We start from the raw sequence: 21,249 nt of genomic DNA on the forward strand, positions 1-21,249 counted from the left end.
GTTCTCCTTCGCTTTACTATGAGCAAATATATTTCCTAACTGTATCGATAAACTATAAGCCTGAGACAGCAAGGGATATCTTTCAAACAACAATTCTGCCCTTTGGAGTTGCGATAAAGTCCATTTAGGCCTTCCTTGATAATTCAGAACTGATATTGTCTTCGTCCAAAATCCGGTCTGCAAAAGGGGACCGGATTTTGTTTTTTATGTGATATTACCTTTAAGAAGTACAATTTTAGGGAGATCTCAATAGTTTTGATCTGCTTAGAATAGGTAAGGACAGTCTTTTCCCAGGATTTTGTAAAAAAGGCACTGTTTTTAAGCCGCTTGTATGGTTTCCTTTTGACTTCGTCGTCGTTTAGCTACTGTGACGGCATTGGCTGTCATTACTCCGAAGAACATCCACAGGATTTGGGTTGGAGCTGTTTTAGCCTTGATCTTTCTAAGACCATAATGCTCTTTCTGGCTTCCAAAGCTTCCCTCCAGCCGGGTACTTCTCTCCCTGTTGAGCATTCCTTTGACTTGATCCAGGGCTTTGTCTTTCTTCTTTCTCCCTTTAGCTATGAAGTTGGTCTGTATCCTTTTGGAACTGCAATAGTTCCTGTTTCGGTTGGTGGGATAAATTCCATCAGCTGCCAGGTGAGTACATTTTCCAAAGAGAGTGTGGTGCTTATACACCGTATGCTTTAATCGGGTGGTTTCATTAAAAGGCTGGAAACTGTGGTGTTCTATGATATCAATACCGCCTACCTGCATCACATGGGCTTTAATACCGAACTCCACAGGTTTGTTTTCCTTTCCCCGAATGATAGGTCGGATGTGAGGTTGGGACAGACTCACTATCCTGTCTTTTACAGAGGTAGTTTTGTGGTGGAAAAGATAGTACTGTTGACTATAAAGTGTTTTAATGTTTTTGAAGCGGTGGGAAATACTTTCATTTAATCGGATGCCGGAAGTGTGGTTAAGTAGATGCTGGTAGGCTTCAATTCCCTTTTTTAATAGTAACAGCAGAGACCTCTTGCGTTTTTGAGTCTTTTTATAAGATACTTTTCTTTGTTTTTGATGCTGAAGTTGCTTTATCTTCTGAACCCTGTATTTAGAACGAGGAATAGGGATTTTATAGAATTTACACAGGAGAGGAATCTGGGTTTCCCACAACCAGCTGCAGGCCTCCCAAAGTAGCTTAACATCCGTAGGGAAACGGATATTGACCTCGTAACAGGTAGCGTCCATCAACAGCATATTCTTATGAGGTAACTCCCCTTTCCAAGCCTTGATGAGTACCTGCTGGAGCTTTTGCATATCACAGTGAAGAGCCAGGAACTTCCTCACCCGACAGACCAAGGCTTTATCCCGGATAGGATGTAAAGAATTGATGACACAACCACAAAACATCTGGTAGGCATAATTGGTATTAAAAGCATCGATAAGCTTCTCATCGCTCATACCGCTATAGTGCTTCAAAAACATCAGTCCGAAAAGCCCAGCGGGAGGGAGATACGAAGGCGCACCGCGAAAATTCTTTTTCGGAGGTAGAAGCTTAACCAGCTCCTCCCAGGGAATAGCTTTATAAATCGTACCCAGCTCTGTGCAATTCTTGAAATAATACAATTGGTGGAATCTTGGGTCGTCTAAAGAAAATAATGTATTTTGCATCTGTGTATGAGATGTTTGGCGATATTAAAATACACAAAAAACCGGCAGCGGCCGACCGCCCGAAATACCGAGAAATTGGTCATTTTCGGGGTTGTTTTTTATCAATAAATCACTGTACACAAATCACTTACAGATAATAAGAAGACCCTACATATTTTCACCAATCGAAGTACAATAAGACCTAAACATTGGGTCTTATTGTACCACAAAAGGTAAAATGGCAGACAGCGTTTACATATCAGAACATCTTACTACTCTATTCGCGATTACTTCTCAATTTCTTATTCGTCTGGTTTGGCCTAGAAAGTGGACGATAGTAAAACAACCGAAAGCACACGTTATATAACCGCCAGGCTTGTCTAACTGCTTACTTGGTCATAATTTCATCTTCTTTAACTGCCTTTGTACTTCTCTCTCCACTTTATCGAAGTCAGGCAAATCCTTTATCTGCTCGCTCATAGAGCTTTTCCAACGACCTTTGTATTGCGGTAGGCGTTCCGTTAACTTCTTATGAAAATCTATTGGGTTTAATCCCTTACTTGCGCATTTATTCCTGAACTCAGCTAAGTAAAACTCAGCTTCCATTCCATGCTCTACTAATAAATACCAGATGTCGTAAAAATCCCTTGCTGCCATACGCTGCATTACAGACCGTAGCTTTTCGATCAATACCTCTTCCAGTGGGTAACATTGCAGATCATATTCTTCCAAATCCGTATAATCAATAAAAGCGGGGTTTAAAACAGGTTCAAACTCCAGCTTTTCACTTCTGGAAATATCTACCTTTACCCGCTTATTGTTTCCTTGTCCACCCAATGGCCCTACATAACTGATATAGAAGTTTATTCCACCATCTTCATGCACATTATTGTCGATTATGTCAAGGGGAATATTTGCTTCGTCCCGGATATATTCAAAGGCTTCTTTAAACCATGCAAATATTTGCGCATTGATGATCTCGTTGTCCAACAATGTAAAATCGAGATCTTCTGAAAACCTGTAGTCGGGAAAATAGATTTTCTTTAATACAGTGCCACCTTTGAATACCATGATTTTTGAAAGCTGCTCATGTTGAGACACACCTTTTAATATCCAGGAAAGAATATAGTCTTTCTCTATCTGCTGGTCACGAACCCCCACTTCTCTTGCCTTTTGCTGTATTTCTCCGGGTTTAATCATGTGTAAATAGCTGATTTAATGGTTTCTGTTTCCAGATTTTGTTGGATGCCCCATCTGCTTATCATTTTTCCTGACCTGGGTAGTTCAGTATCCAATACAACATAAGAGGCCGTCTTTTCCTTTAATAATTTTTCTATAATCGGGTTATCAATTTCTAACAGTTCCAGGAGAAAGCCCAGCCGCTTAATAACTGCCTGTGATTTAAACCTTTTTATGTATTCCAGCAGCTTACCAAAATTAATTTGGCTTGCAGAAATGCTGATCGCCCTTGCAATCTCAACAATACCCCCTGCATAATCCGGCTTAAAAAGGCAATCAATAATCGTCTTTTCAAGATCAGAGCATTGTACTTTATGAAAGCTGTCAATCCAGACTTTTTTCATACCAAAGAAGTGATCCGGATTATGGTATATAAACTGGAAAGGAACGTTTTTGATCTTAATTACTGAAGGTCTGAGTTGCCTGGAAACTACAATTTGCTCTTTTAATGACGGCTGTGTAATCAAATTATGAATTTGCAACGCAGAATAGTAGCCAATATAGTATTGGGCATCTTTTACAATAAATTCAGGTATCAGGTGCCAGTCAGGCATAAATGTATCCGCATCTTGTTCATAGGGAATGATATAATATACCCCCTCTTTTAAGCGCATTAAAAGACCTCTTTTGGTCATATCGCTTAATAATTCCTTTACTGCGCTTTCGCCTGATTCGGGTAAAGCCTTAAAAGCCTCTGCATAACTAAAGCAAGATCTGTCTTGTTCATGAAAGTATGACAAGAGTTCATTTGACTGTGTAGAGATGTACTTATTTCTCATAGCATCATCGTCAGGTTAAACCTGACTACAATGATACGAAAAACAATCTATTTTGATATACAAATAGAGCTGTTTTTTCAATTATAGTTAAATGGTCAGGATAAACCTGACTGTATAACTATGAAAAATAAATTTTATAATGCCTCAATAATTGCGAACACACTGTATTCGCAATGTTCTGCAATCATTCATTTTCCCAATTTTAACAAAAGATAAAAATGAAAATTCTAAGTTTTTAGCTACTGGATTTCCCATCAGCAACAGGGGAAATTTTGTAACAGCAAAGCATATTGTATGATCTTAGGTGAATTGCTTCATAATAGCATCACGATTGCATCATTTAAACCGCCAGGCTTGCCAACTGCTTTAAATCCGATAAGAAAAGATTCGAAATCTGTACAGGCAGGGCGACATAAGAAGACAAGTCAGATTTATTTCCGACTTGTCTTTTTTTTCTTCTAAAATACTGTCTATCACGTAAATTCATATGTACTGATACATACGTAAAGAATTGCAATTGGGATGATCGATCGAAGTTAGATTTAGTTGAAAAAAAAAAGTCCAAGCACAAGTTTATTTTCATTGAATCCACGGTATTTTTAATACCTTTACATAGATTAAAACAAACAAAGTTTCCCGTTAGTTTGTTTTACATAATAAGTAAGCAGTATGAATACCTCTACATCAAGTAAAATAAACAGGTTAATAACTGAGCTCCCTTCCGGTGTTGTCTATCTGTCCCAATGGTTGGCTGAGAATGGTTACAGCTATGATCTGCAGAAAACCTATCGGAAAAGCAACTGGCTTACCTCCATAGGAACCGGTGCTATGGTACGTTCCGGAGACGATGTGGGGTATCTGGGCGCCATATATGCTTTACAGCAATATGCCAAAGCTTCTGTACATCCCGGAGGCAAAACTGCGCTGGCCCTATCGGGCAGGTCACATTATCTGGAAATGAGCTCTCGTAAGGCCATAGTCTTCGGAGCTGTTAAAGAAGGACTGCCCGTGTGGTTCAGAAAGCATCAATGGGAAGTGGAAATCGTATATCATACTACATCAATGCTACCGCCGGAAACAGGTCTGATAGAGTACACTGCCGGTAATTTTGACATCAGGATATCCGGCGCGGCACGAGCTATGATGGAGTGCCTGTACCTTGCAGATGACCAGACAAGCCTTAAGGAATGTTACGAGCTGATGGAAGGGCTGAACAATCTGGTGCCACAAAAAGTGGAAGCACTTTTAAAGCAGTGCAATTCCGTAAAGGTAAAACGGCTATTCCTTTATTTTGCTGAAAGAGCAGAACATACATGGTTTAAGTATATAAAAACCCATGAAATAGATCTCGGAAAAGGAAAACGCAGCCTTGTTAAAAACGGCATATATGTGCCCAAGTATCAGATAACGGTTCCCAAAATATAGCAGATATGAAAAAAGAGCTGTACGAAAAACAGGTAAGGCTTTTACTTCAGATACTACCCGAAGTAGCCAAAGTGAAAGTTTTTGCCCTACACGGTGGAACATGCATTAATCTGTTTGTTCGCAATATGTTAAGGTTATCTGTTGATATAGACCTCACCTATATTCCTATTGAAGACAGGGATACCTCACTTTCCAATATCCTGCGTGGACTCAATGAGATTGCGACCCATATACAAAAGATAATACCTGATGTAGCTATAGATCTTAAAGAAAAAGAGGCTAAGCTAATCGTAAGTGTCAAAAATGTTGTTGTTAAAATTGAAGTAAGTGTGATGAACCGCGGTCTGCTGGGAAAGCCCGAGACCAGGGTATTATGTGCAAAAGCGCAGGACACTTACGAAGCGTTCTGTGAAATAGCCTCCATTTCCACAGGACAGCTATACGGAGGAAAGATATGTGCGGCGTTGGATCGTCAGCACCCACGGGACTTGTTCGACGTTAAATACCTTTTGCAGAATGAGGGATTTACTCAAGAAATCAAAGAGGGTTTTCTGTTGATGCTCTTATGTAGCGAAAGACCCATAAACGAAATGTTGGCTCCGCATCTGCTTGATCAGCGCGCTGCTTTTGAGAACCAATTCGAAGGAATGACCGGTGAAGAATTCACCTATCAGGACTATGAAAGAACGCGTTTCGAATTAATTGATATCATTCATCAGGTACTGACTGAGGAAGACAAGCATTTTCTACTGAGCTTTAAAGACCTCAGTCCGGATTGGAACGTTTACCCATTTTCGGAATTTCCCGGTGTGAAATGGAAACAATTGAATCTAAATAAACTCAAAGTAAATAACCCGGACAAACATGCTCAATTATTTAATAAACTAAAAGAAGTGTTGAAACGATAGCTTTCCAAACAAATCAACCTGACAGCAGACTTGCTTTGTAAATGGTATACCAGGAGGTGGTATTCCTGATGTGAAATAAATTAGGCTCCACTTAATTGATTAGAAAAGGATACCAGTTTTTTCAAATCTTCCAAAAAAAGATTCGAAATCTGTACAGGCAGGGCGGCCATCAAAGCATAGACACTTATCTTTACATCCATGAAATATGTACTTTTTTTATTCGCTTTTCTAAAAACTACCAGTATAGCTTTTGGACAACAAAATGATATTGAGAAACAACTTGATAGTTTGTTTTTGCTCAAAACTGCCAAACCTTTCAATGGAATAGTCCTTATTTCTCAAAACGGACAGGTTAAGTATCTGAAAACATACGGTTATTCGGATATTGACCAGAAAGAACCTTTAAAACTAAATGATCAATTTGTAGTAGGGTCAATTAGTAAACAATTTACAGCCGTTTTAGTACTTCGGGAATTTGAAAAAGGACGTATTGAATTGAATACCCCAATTCGTAAATATTTACCCGAATTGACCCAAAGTTGGGCAGACACAGTCACAATACACCATTTATTAACCCACACGCATGGCATTACCGGGTTAGATAAACCAACAAGCTTCAAAGTCGGAAGTCAGTATTCTTATTCTCAGATAGGTTATGACTTGTTAGCTAAAATAGTTGAGAAAACTTCTGATATATCATTTGCAGAACTTTCAAGGCGTTTATTCGAAGAATGCAGGATGGAAAATACTTTTCACCCAGACATCAATAAGTATAGTAACCTGGTCAAAGGCTACACAGAAAGTGAAAGTGGTGAATTGGAATACGAAACCGAAACATTTCAAAACTATGTGGCCGCAGGGTCTTTTATATCGACAGCAGAAGATTTAAATACCTGGAATGACTTGTTTTATGGTGGTAAGCTGTTAAAAAACAAGACCATGAAGATGTTAAAAACTAAACAAAAAGGAGCTGTCCGTGACCATCCGATATTTGGAATTACCGAATATGGATATGGAATAACAGTCGATACAAAAGAAAACATTTTGCAATTGGGACAGACCGGATTTGCCCCGGGCTTTATCTCGATGAATTTTTACTTCCCCAAAACAAAGACCAGTGTTATTCTTCTTCAGAATACCGCCTATGAAACGAATGATTTAAAAAAAGCATTCTATTATCATACGGAAACATGGAAGATTATAAGAAATGAGCTGAAAAAATAATACCGGGAATTTGTCATCTGGAGGATGGCGCTGTTTCCCGCCTGTCTTCAAAGGGTGCCGTTCCTGGTTTAAAGAGGACTCCCCGATAACCGACGCAGGCCCGTTATGCAGGTTTGTTGCCCGCCCTTAGCAGGCGCCCCAGCAGGATCTCCGCCAGGAGGAAAAACAGGGCCGCCATTACAAAGTATTTCCAGTACGGCTTATCAATGGAAGAAGCACGGAAGGCCTCGATAAACTGCCCGTCCTGCACGTCATCGTACACTTTTACATTCCCCTGGGCGGCAAACGCCTCTCTCAACTCTTCTGCTGACCAGGTGTCCATATACGACTCGGTCCGGCTGTGGTTCAGGGCCAGCGACTTCACCGCTTTGCCGTTGATCTCCAGCTCGTAAATCCCCGAGCCCAGCAGCTGGTTATTTTGCAGCTCCGATGATTTGGGCAGGGTCAGGATCAGGGTTTTCCCCCGCAGGGTTTGCACCGGAATAAGCTCCAGGTTCTTGTTTTTCAGCTTGTAGACTGCATTTTTAGGGGCTTCGGGCATGTACAGCTGCACGTGCCCTTCGCTGAAATTATACGCCAGGCGATCGGTTTTACCGCTCAGGTAGGCCATCCGGAAAAGTACCGGCACATAGAGAGCATGCTCGGCAAAATTCCCGTAGTCCCGCGTCAGCGGCGAAGCAAAAAGATAAATGTTCCCTTCCCCGGCACGGGTACGGGTCAGAAAGGGCTTCCCGTTTTTCAGGGTCAGTATGGGTTCGGCCACACCCTCCCACCTGATCTTCGGGTAAACTTTTGGCAGGCTCATCAGCCGGCTGTGGCTTCCCTTTTCAAATACATCTTCAAAGAAAGGCGACTGTCCCTCCGGTCCTGCCATTTCCTGCATGGCTTCAGGGTTGGGCACATGGTTGTCTGCCTGCACATTGCGTATGCCAAACGGACCCAGGAATTCCTGCAGGCTCACCTGCGACACCTGCGCAGAAGGAATCAGCGCCATATTTCCGCCCTGGTTCAGGAACGTCTCCATCACTGCCCGCCTTTCCCCGTCCAGGGCAGAGATGCCTTCCAGTACCACCAGGTCAGCATTTTGTACCTCACCGGGATTAAAGTTGTCTATAGAATAGGCCTTGTAGGCAAAGAGGCTGTCGTTGGCAAAAATTTTCCCTATATAATTCTGCTCACTCCGCTGGCCGTACAGGTGAAGAATACGAATGGCCGGTGATGCGTTCAGCGTAAAGTAATAATCATTGTCAAACGTTACGGGCTGGTCATCAAAGCTGACCCGGCCTTTGTGAAGCCCTCTTGAATTGACGGTAAAGTTGAATTTTGCCGTGCCATAGGCATTGGGAGGCAGATCTACGGAAGAAGTGGAAATCTGAACGTCATCCACATACAGCTTCAGGGGTAGTTTTTCTACCGCCTGGTTGCCCGAGTTAAAGACCTTTACACTGAGCACATTGTTCTGCATTTCTCTTACAAAGGGCACATTCAGCCACAACGAATCTACAAAAACATTGCGGGCGGCCTTGCCGGTTACCGGTATCAGGTGCACCACATCATTGGTATCTACAGGCAGGTCGGCCAGGTTACCTGCGGTGCTCTTCTGGAAGTCGGAGAACCAGAAAAAATGATTCCGGCCCGACGGGTTATGCTTGTGCGCCACCGAGCGCTGCCGCTTATACACCTGCGCCAGGCTGCGGCCCGTTTCCGAGAAGGTCACGGTAGTGAGCCGATCGCGTACCTGCCCTGCCGAGCTTACAAACTGGTCCTGCCCGTCAAATTCATTGGTAGAAAGCTGGATATTGGAGGTGCGGTCAAGCAGCGAGAGCAATTCGTCTATCCGGATCACGGCCAGGTCAAGCAGGCGCCGGTTCTCACGGGTATTCTGCATGCTCTGGGAATTGTCGAGGTAAATTCCGTTAATGCCCCGGGGCAGGTCGCGGTTTTCAATGGCTTTCTTCACCGGCTGGGCAAAAGCCAGCACCAGGCAGGCTATAAAAAGCATCCGGGCCAGCATCACCAGCAGGTGCTTCAGCCGCCGGAAAGCCGATATCCGGGTATCAACACTCCTGAGCAGGGCCACATTGGAGAAATATACTTTACGGGTACGCCTGAAATTAAAAAAATGTACGATCAGCGGTATAGCTAACGCCAGAAGTCCCCACAGTACATTCGGATATAAAAACTGCATATCAGCTTTGAGCTATAAGCTTTGAGCTATGAGTTTATCAGCGTTGACATACCCGATGTAAGCTCAGGGCTGATGGCTCATAGCTCTTAGCTATTCTACATAAAAAAGTGATCCCATAATCTACAAAACGCCGTAAGCGGCGGATTATGAAATCACTCTGAAAATTTATTATTTTTACAGAACAGCCGCTCTGCCTTATTCTTCTGCTTTTGTGCCGTAGAGCTTCTCCTGGATCTCCATGGCCCTTACTTCATTCTCCGAATTCGGCGTATACTGAACCTTTCTCTGGCGTGCCATAGAATCAGGATTCGCATAAACATAATCATTACCTGCATTCACATCTTTCTGCTCTATCCGGTTATTTTTCTGGTAAGTACAGGCGGTTGCCAGCATAGTAGCCGCTATAGCAAGAAGTCCTACGTTTTTCTTCATTTCCTTAGTTTACTAAATTCATACAAATTTAGGAGGGAGAAGCGAAAATACAAAAAGTTGCCGGTTGTTTATTCGTCATGGCGGCTCCGCCTTGTTTATTTCCCCCTATAAAGCACATAAGGCATACAAGAAACTTAGGTGTCTTATATGCCTTATAGGGTAAAACAAACATTCCTTAACTTTTAGTTTTTAACTTTTCACTTTTAACTTTTAACTACTCACCTCCTCACCTTCGCCGGCCTCACCTCTATCTTGCTCGGCAGCGTTCTCGGGTTCATTTTGAGCAGGTCGGCCACCATCTGCCCGATGTCTTCCGGCTGAATTTTCCAGTCATCGGCATCTGACGGCACGTGGTTATTGAAATAAGTGGCCACTGAGCCCGGCATGATGGTGCTGACCTTTACGTCTTTATCGCGCAGGTCGAGCATCAGCGCCTGGGTAAAGCCCACCAGTCCGAACTTGCTGGCGTTGTAGGCCGTACCTTTTTCAAAGAAATTGGCTCCGGCCAGGCTGGAAATGGTGATAATATAGCCTTTCCGGCTGATTACCTGGTCAAGAGCCGCTTTTACGGTGTAAAACACACCGGTGAGGTTGGTTTCCAGCGTATCGTTCCAGTCTTCGTCGGTCAGCGCTTCAATGCTTTTAAAAATGCCCACACCGGCATTGGCAACCACCACGTCAATTCCACCGAAAGCCTGTACCGTAGCAGCCACCGCCTTCTCCATAGAGGCGCGGCTGCGCACGTCGGCCGTCAGGCCCAGCACTTTTCCTTCAAAACCTTTGACAAGGGCCGCTTCCGCTTCTTTCACGCCCTGCTCGGCCCGGCCCGTAAACGCCACGGCATACCCTTCTTTCAGCAGCTGCTCTGCCACGCCGTACCCTATTCCTTTGGTACCCCCTGTAATAAATGCTGTTTTCATATCACTCATCTGTATATATTTGTGTCAAATTAATCCTTATGGACATATCTGTACTGGTAGCTGTAGCCAAAAACGGGGTGATCGGAAAAGACAACCGGCTTCTCTGGAAATTAAGCGACGACCTGAAGCTGTTTAAAAAACGTACACTGGGTCACGTAGTTATCATGGGCCGCAAAACCTTCGACTCCATCGGCCGGCCGCTCCCGGGCAGGATTAACCTGGTCATTTCGCGAAACCCCGGTCTGCAGTTGGAAGGCGCAACGATAGCTTCTTCCATGGAAGAGGCCCTCCGCCTGGCCCGCACCCTGACCGGTAAAGAAGAGATTTTTATCATTGGCGGGCAGCAGATTTATGAGCTGGCCGCTCCATACGCCACCCGGCTTTACCTTACCCGGGTAAACACCGCTCCTGAGGGAGACGCCTTTTTTGACCTCTCTCCCTATAATAACTGGGAAACCGTAGATTCCGTTCATTTTGACCCGTCTGAAAAAAACGAATATGATTTCGAAATCGTCACGCTGAAACGGCCCGCATGATCCTGTATACCTGTACCTCCCCGGCTGCCTTCAGGGGGCAAATCCGGTATATCCCTCCTGAAACGCATCTCCCCCTGCCCTCAACCCGTAACTCCCTCCATTGAAACATTTTAAATTGCAGAAAATTATACTGGAAAAAGCACTGTATTGATCATTATTTTAATAATTTCATGGCAAATTAAAAATAGTCTTTTAAAGAATCATTAAAACACAGAATGGTCTTTTAAGCCTGTTTCAAAATCATCTGTTCTATTAACCAATACCTGTTATGAAAAAAAAGCTACTTTTTCTTTTCATGCTCATTGGGATCTTTCAACTCACCTGGGCGCAGGAAAGAAAGATCTCCGGCAAAGTAACCTCCGCTGCTGACGGCGCCGCCCTGCCGGGAGTTACCGTAAAAATCCAGGGAACAACCCTGGCTACGCAAACCGACGTTTCGGGCAATTACAGCCTCAGCGCTCAGTCCGGCCAGGTGCTTGTCTTCAGTGCTGTGGGGTATATCAACGCCTCTGTCACTGTAGGGAACGCCTCTGTTATTAACATGACCCTGGAGGAATCGCAAAGCCAGCTTAACGAAGTGGTGGTGGTAGCCTATGGTACCGCCAACAAGGGTACCTACACCGGTTCTGCCTCCTCGCTGTCAGGCGATAAGATCAGGGATATGCCGCTTCCCTCCTTCGAAGGAGCCCTGAATGGCCGGATGGCAGGGGTGCAGGGCACCCAGAGCAGCGGCCAGGCCGGCTCAACGCCCAACATCCGTATCCGCGGGATAGGCTCCATGAACGCTTCCAACGAACCGCTTTACGTGGTTGACGGCGTGCCGGTCATTTCAGGCTCGGGCGGACAGCTGGGCGACTACATCCTGCGCAGCAATAACATCATGAGCTCTATCAACCCGGGAGATATCGAGTCGATCACCGTACTGAAAGATGCCGCCGCCTCTTCGCTGTACGGTTCACGCGCCGCTAACGGGGTGATCGTAGTGACCACCAAGAAAGGAAAAACCGGGAAACCTTCAGTTAACCTCAAAAGCTCGGTGGGCTTTACGCCTGCCTGGGCCACCGATAACTATGAGCCCGCCAGCGCGCAGGAGCAGGTCAACATGCTGTACCAGATCTTCCACGATTTCAACACTTCAGGCGGAAGAGACGATGCTTATGCCAGCAACAATGCCATTACCCGCCTGAACGGCAAGTTCAACCAGCACGGGTATACATTTGAAGCCACCGGTACCGGCAGAATGGACGGCGTTATCATCAAAGGCATGACCAACGGCGTTGAGAACCGGGAAGGAAAATATTTCGACTGGGACAAAGCCCTATTCGGTACAGGTACCTACAATACCAACGAGCTCTCAGTGCAGGGCGGAACAGAAGCTACCAAATACTTTACTTCACTTTCGTATACCACCGATCAGAACCGTATGCGCGTCAATAAATTTGACCGAATCGGCGGGCGTATCAATATTATCCAGAAAGCCGGCCGCCTGCTGGAGCTGGGAACCAACATCAATATCACCAGCAATAACCTGGAAGGCTACAACGATACCCGGAATACCGGCGCCAACTATTTCATGCAGGTAAGAAACCTGCTGTGGCCGCTTTACTGGCCTACCAACTACAAAACGGGCCTGCCTTTCACCGCCCGGTACGGAAGCCTGGCCCAGAACTCGCTGTACTACGATAACGAATGGGAAAACACCTCAAACACCCTGCGCCTCAGCGCGGTAGAAACACTCACCCTGCACCTCATGCCGGGTCTTAACTTTAAGAGCGTTTTCTCTTACGACAACTCGAAGGTCAGGGATCACATCTACTACAGCGCCGTGCACTGGAACGCACAAACCACGCGGGGCGCAGTAAATGAGATGACCACCAATTACAACAAGATGCTGTCATCCAATACCCTGAACTACAACAAGACATTTAACACCGTTCACGATTTCAGCCTCCTGCTCGGGTTTGAAGCGGAGAAAAACGTGACCGATTTTATGCGCTCATCGGGCACCGACATGCCTTCCAGCGCCCTGCATACCGTGTCTACCGCCGGAACCACCAATGCTTCTGCCTACTCGTGGGGGTATAACATGCTCTCGTACTTCTCCCGGGCCGAGTACAGCTTCAACCAGAAGTATTTTGCGTCGGCCTCTCTGCGGAGAGACGGCTCATCACGCCTGGGGCCGGATACCCGCTGGGGTAACTTCTGGTCTGTGGCCGGTTCATGGCGCATCAGCAAAGAAGAATTCCTGGCTGACAATGACGTCATCAGCAACCTGCGGCTGCGGGCCTCCTACGGTACAAACGGTACGCTGCCTTCCGATAACTTCGGCTGGCGCTCACTGGTAGGCTACAACAACAAATACATGGAGCAGCCCGGCGGAGGCATCATCACCCTGGCTGACCCTAACCTCACCTGGGAAACCAGCTACTCTTCTAACCTGGCCCTCGAATTCGGCCTGTTCAGAGACCGCCTCTCCGGTAGCGTGGAATATTTTAACCGCGATTCCAAAGACCTGCTGCAGGATGTGCCCATCTCTACCGTTACCGGCTTCAGCTCTACCCTGAAGAATATCGGGGAGATCAATAACAAAGGGATAGAGATCGAGCTGAACGGCGACATCATCCATAAAGACGGCTTCCGCTGGAGCGCCGGTGTCAACGCCACCGCCATGAAGTCAACCGTGACCAAGCTGTACGGCGGCCAGGACATCATCTGGAACGACCCTACCGGCGGTGATGCCCGCTCGCAGTTTATCTACCGCGAAGGTGAGTCTACACTGGCCTTCTACGGGTACGAATGGGCCGGGGTAGACCCGGAAAACGGTAAAAACGTATGGTATGTCAACGATCCGGAAAATCCTTCTTCGGGCGACTTCCAGTTTAACGGGCGTGCGGCCACCTATTCCTACAGCAAGGCGTTCCGGAAGATCATCGGGAACGGGATTCCGAAACTCTACGGCGGCATCAACACCGACGCCGAATACAAAGGCATCAGCGTTGGCCTGAACTTCATGTACAAGCTGGGCGGCAACCTCTATGACGGCGCCTTCAAAGATGTGGCCGATGACGGCTACTACTGGGAGCGGATCCGGTCAGAGGTGTACTATGAAAACATGTGGAGCCCCTCCAACCCTACCGGCACCATGCCCAAGCTGGACGGCAATGACCTGACCGACCCCATGCAGAACTCTACCCGGCAGCTTCACAGCGCAAGCTTCATCCGCCTGAAGAACGTTACCGTGGCCTATCGCGTGCCTAAAAATGCGCTGAAAGCAATCAAAGCAGAAAATTGCCGGCTCTTTTTCAATGGCACCAATTTATGGACCGCCTCCAAATTTAAAATCGCAGATCCTGAGGTGAACCAGTATAGTACCCGCGGATGGGAAACCCCTTACGGTAAGACCTATACTTTTGGTATTGAACTTGGCTTTTAATTCTGTAAAACCTCAAAAATTGCTTAACAATGAAGAATATAATAAAGATACTTGCCATAAGCGCTTTACTGGGCACCACCTCCTGTAAAGACTTCCTGGAGGTAAAGCCGACCAACTCGGGCGACTCCAAGGTAGCAGTTCAGACGGCCAATGATGCCAAGATCATCATTAACGGCATCATGCGCAGGATGACCTCCATCAATTACTACGGCCGTGATTTTGTACTGTACGGTGACGCCAAAGGCGGCGATATGACCATTTACTCGGCCGGCCGGGGAAATGACGCGATGTACACCTTCAATCACTCAGCCAACTCCAATGCCTACGGCGGATTCTGGTCAGTGATCTTCAACAATATCATGCAGGCCAACAGCCTCCTGGAGGGCATTGAAAAGCTGCAGGCGGAAGGAAGCACCGAAAACTTCGACGCCTACAAAGGCCAGGCGCTGACCGCCCGTGCCCTGATGTACTTTGACCTGGTGCGCCTGTACGGGAAGCCCTACAATTTCGACAAATCGGCATACGGGGTGCCCAACATCACCACCACGCTCAGCTCTACAGAGCAGCCCCTCCGGGCCACCGTGGAACAAAACTATACCCAGATCCTGGCCGACCTGAAAGCAGCCGAAGCCCTGCTGCCCAAAACCAAAAGTAACGGGTATATCAACTACTACGGCAACAAGGCCATACAGGCACGGGTATACCTGTACATGAACAACTACACCGAGGCCCTGGCGGCAGCTGAAGACGTGATCACCAAAGGCGGATATACGCTCTACACCCCGGCCAACTGGGTGGAGTCGTGGACCAAACAATTCGGTTCCGAGTCGATATTTGAGCTGGGCATGTTCCCCAACGAAGGCGACCAGGGCACCGGCTCACTCGGGTTCTACCTCCGGAGAAAAGGCCATGGCGCCAGCACGGCACTCGGGTTTTACGGGGCCAGCGACTACTTCCTGAACCGGCTTAAGCAAGACCCGACCGACGTACGCTGGGGAGTAATGGACGCCGACGAGATCTCTACCGCAGCAGCACCGCGCCTGGGCTCGCTCTACAAATACAGCGGCAGCATTACCCTGGCCGGTGACGGGAAAAGCACCAATACGGCCGTGAACATCAAAGTGATACGCTCATCTGAAATGTATCTTATTGCGGCGGAGGCGGCCTTCCAGCTGAATCAGAAAGACAAGGCTGCCACTTACCTGAACGCCATCCGGCGCAGGGCTCCGGCACTGGCTGCAGCCACAGCCGCCGACATCACCCTCGATATGATCCTGGATGAGAAAAGCAAGGAGCTGTTCGGAGAAGGGCACCGGTTCTTTGATGTGCTCCGGAACAACAAATCGATCACCTTCAATGACGAGATTATCGGATCGAACATCAACATCCGGCCCAAAACCATTGACCGGACCTACTTCAAGACCGTTCTGCCGATCTCCATTGCAGAGATCAATGCCAACCCCGGTATTGCAGCCCAGCAGAATACAGGGTACTAATTAAGTACTAACAAAAACAAAAAAGGTGCGCGGCCTCCGGCCACGCACCTTTTTTTATATTCCCGGTAAAAACTACTCTTTGATATCCCACCAAACCGGGTAAGACCAGATATCGTTGCTCAGTGCGCTGGGGTGCGAAGCTTTCACATTCTCCGAGTTGTAATTGATCTCATGAGAAACCTGCATTACCCGGCGGAATTGCTTTCCGAGCGGTATTTTGTTCTGCGCAGCAGCCGTAACCGTATATTCGTAAGGAACCGCCCAGCCCGGGTATGCCACCGTGCTGTAATCGTAACGGCGCATATCGTTCCAGTTCTGCTGCGTATACGACAGGGCAATAAACTTCTGCGTCATAATCTTACCCAGGGTAATATCAGCAGCCGTACCGATGCCTTTATCCATAAACGTATTAATTTTGGCCGCGTCCATCGGCGACTTGCTGACATTTACGTTTCCGTAAGCCGCCAGCTTCATGTTCATCAGGTCAATGTGCGCCTTGATCCCCTCTTTATAAGCAGCAAATGCCCCGGTTTTATCTCCTTTGTTGAACAGCACCTCCGCTTTGATGAAGCACATTTCAGGATAGGTCACCAAATGGGTGGGCGCATCGGGTCTTGAATAGAACGTTCCGGTAGCGGCCACGGTGCCGTCAGCCCACTTATAAATGTCTGTAACGTCTTTGTTGTACCCGATCGAGCTGCTTTTCAGCGATACATATACCGTATCGCCCCAGCGGCTGGCGTTGGCGCTATTGATATACCACGACTTGGCCGGCACGGTTCTTCCGTTGCTCTGAATGGCGCTGGTGGTAGCGTTATACGAAGGCGAGATCGGACCTGATTCCATCCTGATCTTAGACTGCATATCCACTCCCTGCGTTCTCACAAATTTCTTCGGGTTACCGAATTCCGCCCAGGGCAAAAGCTTGTCTGCACGCGGGTCTTCTACGCCTTTGTTATCAAAGTTGGTCAGCAGGTCGGCATACCATTTGGTTAAACGGAAGTTCGTATTCATGCCCAGGTTATCAAAAACAATGGCTGTTTTGAGCGGGTCTGCAAACAGAACGTCACCCACGTTGTCTGCAGGCGAGTCTTCGTGCGTGATCACCGTGCTCTCCCCTACCGACTGCGGGCCCTGTGCCAATGCGGCCAGAACGTCATCCGGCTTATACAGGCCGCTCTTCTTCGAAAGGTTGTTCAGCCACCGGGCTTTTAACCCGTAACAAAGCTTAAGCCACTTGCTCACGTCACCGTTATTCCAGCTGTCGCCGGCCGCCAGGGGCGTAGCCGTAGCCGGCTGGGCCATTTTAAAGTACTCTATGGCCTTATCAATATCGGCAAGGCAGCCTTCATAAATCACTTTCCCGTCATCAAATTTCGGGGTGATGGCGGCACTGAGAGCTTCGGTATACGGCATTTCCCCGTACCAGTCGGTCATCAGCATAAAGCCCATGGCCCGGATGGCCCTGGCCGCTCCCATATAATGGTAGGCCCCTTCTTTCTCCGCCTTGATTTCCAGGTCTTCCAGGTTGGAGCCCACACCTACAAACCAGAACTGGTAAGGAGTGGTAGACATACCCGCAATGGGGTTCCACCCGGCCGACATGCTTTGCTGGGCCGTGCTGTTCACAAACGTTACCTGCTGGGTAACGGTAGCCGCCCTGACACCCGCCGTGCCCTGCGCATACAGGTAATAGTGCTGAACCCAGGTCAGCCGGCTTTTTACTGACGCCACCGTGTTGGAAGGCGTATTGGGGTCTTCGTTAATATCCAGCCAGCTGTCTTTGCACGACGACAGGATAAGCATCGAAGCCACGCTCCATAACAATATATTTTTTAACTTATTCATAACCGAGTTTTTAGAATTTAACGTTTAAACCAAATGTCAGACCTGCCGTGGCCGGTACACCGTTGAAATCAATGCCCACCGAGCTCGACCCGATCACACCCGAGCCCGCCGCCGAGGTCTCCGGATCCATGCCTTTGTAGTTGGTCAGCAACCACAGGTTGGTTCCGGTCACACTTGCCGTCATGCCTTTAAATACCTGGTTGTTTTTCAGCAGGCCTTTCCCGATATCATACGAAAGCGATATGCTTCTTAATCTCAGCCATTTGGTATCGGTCATAAAATTGGCACTCTCCCGCACATAAAAATCGCTCCAGTAATCCTGGATGATCTTACGGCCGCTGGTTTGCACGCCCCGTATGCTGTAGAACTCGTTGGCGTTAAACGTAAAGGTCTTATCTTCGTATACCGGGGCTGCGTCTGTGCCGCCGGTTTTTACCACACCGCTCAGCACCAGGTTATCTCTCTGCATACTACGCTTGCTCATCCCGTTTACGGTCATAAAATAATCGGTACCGTTATAAACCATACCGCCTAAACGGAAGTCAAATAAGAAAGAAAGGTTAAAATTCTTATACCTTATGTTATTGTCAAAGCCCCCGATCAGCTTAGGCTCCCGGTTACCGATATTGTAGGTAGTAAGATTATCGCTTACCGGCATACCCGTATTGGCATCCAGGATGATCTTGCCGTCATCGGTTCTTGACCATTTTGAACCCGATATGGCCATAAAGTTACCGCCGTTAAAAGAAGCTGCTTTGGCATTTCCTACCTGTACGTCGGTTACGTAAAGTATTTCAAGCCCCTGGAGCAGGTTTTCCACGGTTCCTCTGTTCCGCGACAAATTGAGGGTGGTGTTCCACTCAAAATCTTTCCGGACCACCGGCTTACCGGTCAGTGAAAGCTCCATCCCTTTGTTATAGATATCCCCCGCATTGACCGAAACAAAAATATAACCGGTTGACTGTCCCATCCGCGGAGAAAGGATCTGGTTAAACGAGTTATTGGTATAATATGCATAATCCAGTCCCAGGCGGCCTTTCAGGAAGCGCATTTCCAGACCCACTTCAAACGAGGTGGTGTTTTCCGGCTTCAGGTAAGGGTTACCCCGCTGCCAGTTGTTACCGGTACCGACAATCCCGCCCAGGAATTCGCGCGGCGACCACAAATACGTATTGGTCACATACGGCGCCGCATCTTTCCCTACACGCGCCCATGAAGCCCTTAGCTTACCGAAGCTTAACCACGGTGTATTGTCCAGCAATTCGGTAAACACAAAGCTACCGCCTACCGAAGGATAGAAATACGAGCGGTTGCTGGCCGGAAGCGTTGACGTCCAGTCGTTCCGTCCCGTAACATTCAGGAATAGCATGCTCTTATACGAGGCCCTGAGCTCTCCGTAAGCCCCGAACAGCCTTCTTTTTGAGCTTACCACATTCATGAACTTGTTGGCATCAATGATGTTTCCGAAGCTGTGAAAGCCTTCCACTTCAAAATGATACCCCATTCTGCGGTTATTCACCACCCGGGTTTCTTCCGAGAAATAGCCCACTAAAGCTCCCAGGTCGAAATCGCCGACTTTCTTGTTAAAATCAGACATCAGGTTAGACGACCAGTAATTGAAGTTGTAATCGCTCTCCGACATCATCCCCTGCTGCCAGATATCTTTGATGGCGCCGCCTTCTCCGATCAGCGTGGAGTTTTTGGTCACATACCAGTCAGAACCCAGGCGGTACGACACCTTCCACCAGTCAAAAATATCTGCGCTGGCATTCAGGTTCCCGGTTAGCCGGTTGGTCTGATCGGCCAGGTTATTCCTGTTGATGGTCCAGTAAGGGTTTTCAATATCATCTTTCAGCTCCTGCAGGCCTTCAAACATCCGGTATTTGGTACCGTCATCATTCAGGTATTTTTGCATATCGTCGCTCCTCGACCAGCGGTAGGTAGAGTTCATGGCTCCCGTTCCGCCTGAGTTATACAGTCCTGAAGACGTAAGCGTTTTATCAGTGTTGGCTATGCTGTAGGCCACATTGGCACCCAGCTTGATCTTCCCGTAGCGCTGATCGCCGTTAAAACGGAAAGTGGTCTTGTCAAAGCCGGTATTCGGGATGATCCCGGTCTGGTCAAAGCGCGATGCCGACAGGTAAAAAGAGTTGTTTTTACTTCCGCCTGCCAGGCTTATATTGTGGTCAAAGGAAGTTCCGTTCTGGAAAAAATCTTCAATATTGTTGTAAACCTTTTCACCGGGCGCAAAAGCTTCTCCCCACGACTGCGTGGTGTAGGTATCCAGCACCCCGGCAGCATTGTAATAGCCTCTTTTGTATTTATCCTGCTGTTCGGGGTAACGGTTTACCCAGCTGGTAGAAACGCGCGTTGAAAAGTTCAGCTCGGCACGGCCTTCCTGCCCCGACTTGGTGGTGATCAGGATAGCCCCTGCCGCCGCACGTGACCCGTACAGGGCTGCCGCTGCAGGTCCTTTCAGAACAGATACATTCTCAATATCTTCCGGGTTAATATCCATGACCCGGTTACCGTTAGGGGCTGCCACTGACAGCGCACCGTCAAAAGCACTGTTACCGCCAATAATGGTAGAGTTATCGTAGATCACCCCGTCTACCACAAAGAGCGGCTGGTTATCTCTTTCAAGCGAGGTACCTCCGCGGAGAATGATCTGCGCGCCGGCACCGGCCGCTCCTGACGACTGCGTAACGTTCACCCCGGCAATTTTACCGGCCAGTGAGTTCACCACGTTCGCACTCTTGTTCTTGAGCAATTCCTCCGAGTTCAGGTCCTGTACCGCATAGCCCAGTGCCTTTTTCTCCTTTTTTATACCCATGGCGGTCACTACAATTTCCTGCAGTTTTCCCTGGGCAATTTCCAGCTGCACATTCACCACCCGCGAAGCCGGTACGGTTACTTCAGTTTCCGAATACCCCACAGCTCTGAAGATCAGCGTTTCTCCGGGATTGGCCGCAATACTGAATTTCCCGTCGGCTGAAGTCATGGTTCCTGTTGATTTTCCTTTCACCAGCACAGATACTCCGGGAACAGGCTCCCGGTCAACATCCAGTACCGTTCCGGTAACTGTGGATTGCGCGTACGATATCCCTATTGCTGTAAAGAACAGGAATACCAGAAGACGTAATTTTCCTTTCATAGATTAAATAGATATTAAATGGACAATTAAAA

The 21,249-nt window shown here is 47.4% G+C and carries 14 protein-coding genes; 6 read left to right on the forward strand and 8 right to left on the reverse strand.

The window, feature by feature from the left end; genetic code table 11:
- Positions 1-318: 318 nt before the first annotated feature.
- The 3 genes from AB2U10_RS18415 to AB2U10_RS18425 form a co-directional block, all read right to left on the reverse strand.
- Positions 319-1,656, reverse strand: a complete 1,338-nt coding sequence (locus AB2U10_RS18415) for a transposase (protein ID WP_367916555.1) — start codon at positions 1,654-1,656, stop codon at positions 319-321.
- A 375-nt stretch (positions 1,657-2,031) separates the two neighbouring features.
- Positions 2,032-2,835: a nucleotidyl transferase AbiEii/AbiGii toxin family protein gene (locus AB2U10_RS18420; RefSeq protein ID WP_367916556.1), complete on the reverse strand. Its 804-nt coding sequence runs from the start codon at positions 2,833-2,835 to the stop codon at positions 2,032-2,034.
- Positions 2,832-3,653 (reverse strand): type IV toxin-antitoxin system AbiEi family antitoxin domain-containing protein, encoded by an 822-nt coding sequence (locus AB2U10_RS18425; protein WP_367916557.1) that lies wholly within the window; start codon positions 3,651-3,653, stop codon positions 2,832-2,834. Before AB2U10_RS18425 ends, AB2U10_RS18420 begins: the two co-directional genes overlap by 4 nt.
- A gap of 669 nt (positions 3,654-4,322) precedes the next feature.
- Between AB2U10_RS18425 and AB2U10_RS18430 the strand changes: the two genes are divergently transcribed.
- The 3 genes from AB2U10_RS18430 (at position 4,323) to AB2U10_RS18440 (ending at position 7,210) form a co-directional block, all read left to right on the forward strand.
- Complete coding sequence (locus tag AB2U10_RS18430) at positions 4,323-5,078, forward strand: type IV toxin-antitoxin system AbiEi family antitoxin (protein WP_367916558.1); 756 nt, start codon at positions 4,323-4,325, stop codon at positions 5,076-5,078.
- A gap of 5 nt (positions 5,079-5,083) precedes the next feature.
- The gene (locus tag AB2U10_RS18435) at positions 5,084-5,986 is read left to right on the forward strand and encodes a nucleotidyl transferase AbiEii/AbiGii toxin family protein (RefSeq protein WP_367916559.1); all 903 of its coding nucleotides are present in this window, start codon (positions 5,084-5,086) and stop codon (positions 5,984-5,986) included.
- A 198-nt stretch (positions 5,987-6,184) separates the two neighbouring features.
- The gene (locus tag AB2U10_RS18440; protein ID WP_367916560.1) at positions 6,185-7,210 is read left to right on the forward strand and encodes a serine hydrolase domain-containing protein; all 1,026 of its coding nucleotides are present in this window, start codon (positions 6,185-6,187) and stop codon (positions 7,208-7,210) included.
- A 103-nt stretch (positions 7,211-7,313) separates the two neighbouring features.
- On the opposite strand, the gene AB2U10_RS18445 is transcribed toward AB2U10_RS18440, so the two are convergent.
- From AB2U10_RS18445 to AB2U10_RS18455, 3 genes are all read right to left on the reverse strand, one after another.
- Positions 7,314-9,398, reverse strand: a complete 2,085-nt coding sequence (locus tag AB2U10_RS18445) for a BatA domain-containing protein (protein ID WP_367916561.1) — start codon at positions 9,396-9,398, stop codon at positions 7,314-7,316.
- A gap of 195 nt (positions 9,399-9,593) precedes the next feature.
- Positions 9,594-9,830 carry a hypothetical protein gene (locus tag AB2U10_RS18450; RefSeq protein WP_367916562.1) on the reverse strand — a complete coding sequence of 79 codons (237 nt, stop codon included), beginning with the start codon at positions 9,828-9,830 and terminating at the stop codon, positions 9,594-9,596.
- Positions 9,831-10,048: 218 nt separating this feature from the next.
- Complete coding sequence (locus tag AB2U10_RS18455) at positions 10,049-10,759, reverse strand: SDR family oxidoreductase (RefSeq protein ID WP_367916563.1); 711 nt, start codon at positions 10,757-10,759, stop codon at positions 10,049-10,051.
- Between the two features lie 29 nt (positions 10,760-10,788).
- Between AB2U10_RS18455 and AB2U10_RS18460 the strand changes: the two genes are divergently transcribed.
- From AB2U10_RS18460 to AB2U10_RS18470, 3 genes are all read left to right on the forward strand, one after another.
- Positions 10,789-11,286 carry a dihydrofolate reductase gene (locus AB2U10_RS18460; RefSeq protein ID WP_367916564.1) on the forward strand — a complete coding sequence of 166 codons (498 nt, stop codon included), beginning with the start codon at positions 10,789-10,791 and terminating at the stop codon, positions 11,284-11,286.
- Positions 11,287-11,554: 268 nt separating this feature from the next.
- Positions 11,555-14,719 (forward strand): SusC/RagA family TonB-linked outer membrane protein, encoded by a 3,165-nt coding sequence (locus AB2U10_RS18465; protein ID WP_367916565.1) that lies wholly within the window; start codon positions 11,555-11,557, stop codon positions 14,717-14,719.
- A gap of 29 nt (positions 14,720-14,748) precedes the next feature.
- On the forward strand, positions 14,749-16,215 hold the full coding sequence (locus AB2U10_RS18470; RefSeq protein WP_367916566.1) for a RagB/SusD family nutrient uptake outer membrane protein: 1,467 nt from the start codon (positions 14,749-14,751) through the stop codon (positions 16,213-16,215).
- Positions 16,216-16,287: 72 nt separating this feature from the next.
- On the opposite strand, the gene AB2U10_RS18475 is transcribed toward AB2U10_RS18470, so the two are convergent.
- Together AB2U10_RS18475 and AB2U10_RS18480 are read right to left on the reverse strand one after the other, a co-directional pair.
- Positions 16,288-18,063, reverse strand: coding sequence for a SusD/RagB family nutrient-binding outer membrane lipoprotein (locus AB2U10_RS18475; RefSeq protein WP_367916567.1), 1,776 nt, complete (start codon positions 18,061-18,063; stop codon positions 16,288-16,290).
- Positions 18,064-18,073: 10 nt separating this feature from the next.
- The gene (locus AB2U10_RS18480; RefSeq protein ID WP_367916568.1) at positions 18,074-21,217 is read right to left on the reverse strand and encodes a SusC/RagA family TonB-linked outer membrane protein; all 3,144 of its coding nucleotides are present in this window, start codon (positions 21,215-21,217) and stop codon (positions 18,074-18,076) included.
- Between the last annotated feature and the right edge of the window lie 32 nt (positions 21,218-21,249).

This window comes from Leadbetterella sp. DM7 (genome assembly GCF_040829825.2).
GTDB lineage: Bacteria > Bacteroidota > Bacteroidia > Cytophagales > Spirosomataceae > Leadbetterella.

Bases quoted from the DNA above. Each gene is read 5' to 3' on its own strand.
- AB2U10_RS18415 (WP_367916555.1), bottom strand. From the start codon at position 1,656: ATGCAAAATACATTATTTTCTTTAGACGACCCAAGATTCCACCAATTG.
- AB2U10_RS18420 (WP_367916556.1), bottom strand. From the start codon at position 2,835: ATGATTAAACCCGGAGAAATACAGCAAAAGGCAAGAGAAGTGGGGGTT.
- AB2U10_RS18425 (WP_367916557.1), bottom strand. From the start codon at position 3,653: ATGAGAAATAAGTACATCTCTACACAGTCAAATGAACTCTTGTCATAC.
- AB2U10_RS18430 (WP_367916558.1), top strand. From the start codon at position 4,323: ATGAATACCTCTACATCAAGTAAAATAAACAGGTTAATAACTGAGCTC.
- AB2U10_RS18435 (WP_367916559.1), top strand. From the start codon at position 5,084: ATGAAAAAAGAGCTGTACGAAAAACAGGTAAGGCTTTTACTTCAGATA.
- AB2U10_RS18440 (WP_367916560.1), top strand. From the start codon at position 6,185: ATGAAATATGTACTTTTTTTATTCGCTTTTCTAAAAACTACCAGTATA.
- AB2U10_RS18445 (WP_367916561.1), bottom strand. From the start codon at position 9,398: ATGCAGTTTTTATATCCGAATGTACTGTGGGGACTTCTGGCGTTAGCT.
- AB2U10_RS18450 (WP_367916562.1), bottom strand. From the start codon at position 9,830: ATGAAGAAAAACGTAGGACTTCTTGCTATAGCGGCTACTATGCTGGCA.
- AB2U10_RS18455 (WP_367916563.1), bottom strand. From the start codon at position 10,759: ATGAGTGATATGAAAACAGCATTTATTACAGGGGGTACCAAAGGAATA.
- AB2U10_RS18460 (WP_367916564.1), top strand. From the start codon at position 10,789: ATGGACATATCTGTACTGGTAGCTGTAGCCAAAAACGGGGTGATCGGA.
- AB2U10_RS18465 (WP_367916565.1), top strand. From the start codon at position 11,555: ATGAAAAAAAAGCTACTTTTTCTTTTCATGCTCATTGGGATCTTTCAA.
- AB2U10_RS18470 (WP_367916566.1), top strand. From the start codon at position 14,749: ATGAAGAATATAATAAAGATACTTGCCATAAGCGCTTTACTGGGCACC.
- AB2U10_RS18475 (WP_367916567.1), bottom strand. From the start codon at position 18,063: ATGAATAAGTTAAAAAATATATTGTTATGGAGCGTGGCTTCGATGCTT.
- AB2U10_RS18480 (WP_367916568.1), bottom strand. From the start codon at position 21,217: ATGAAAGGAAAATTACGTCTTCTGGTATTCCTGTTCTTTACAGCAATA.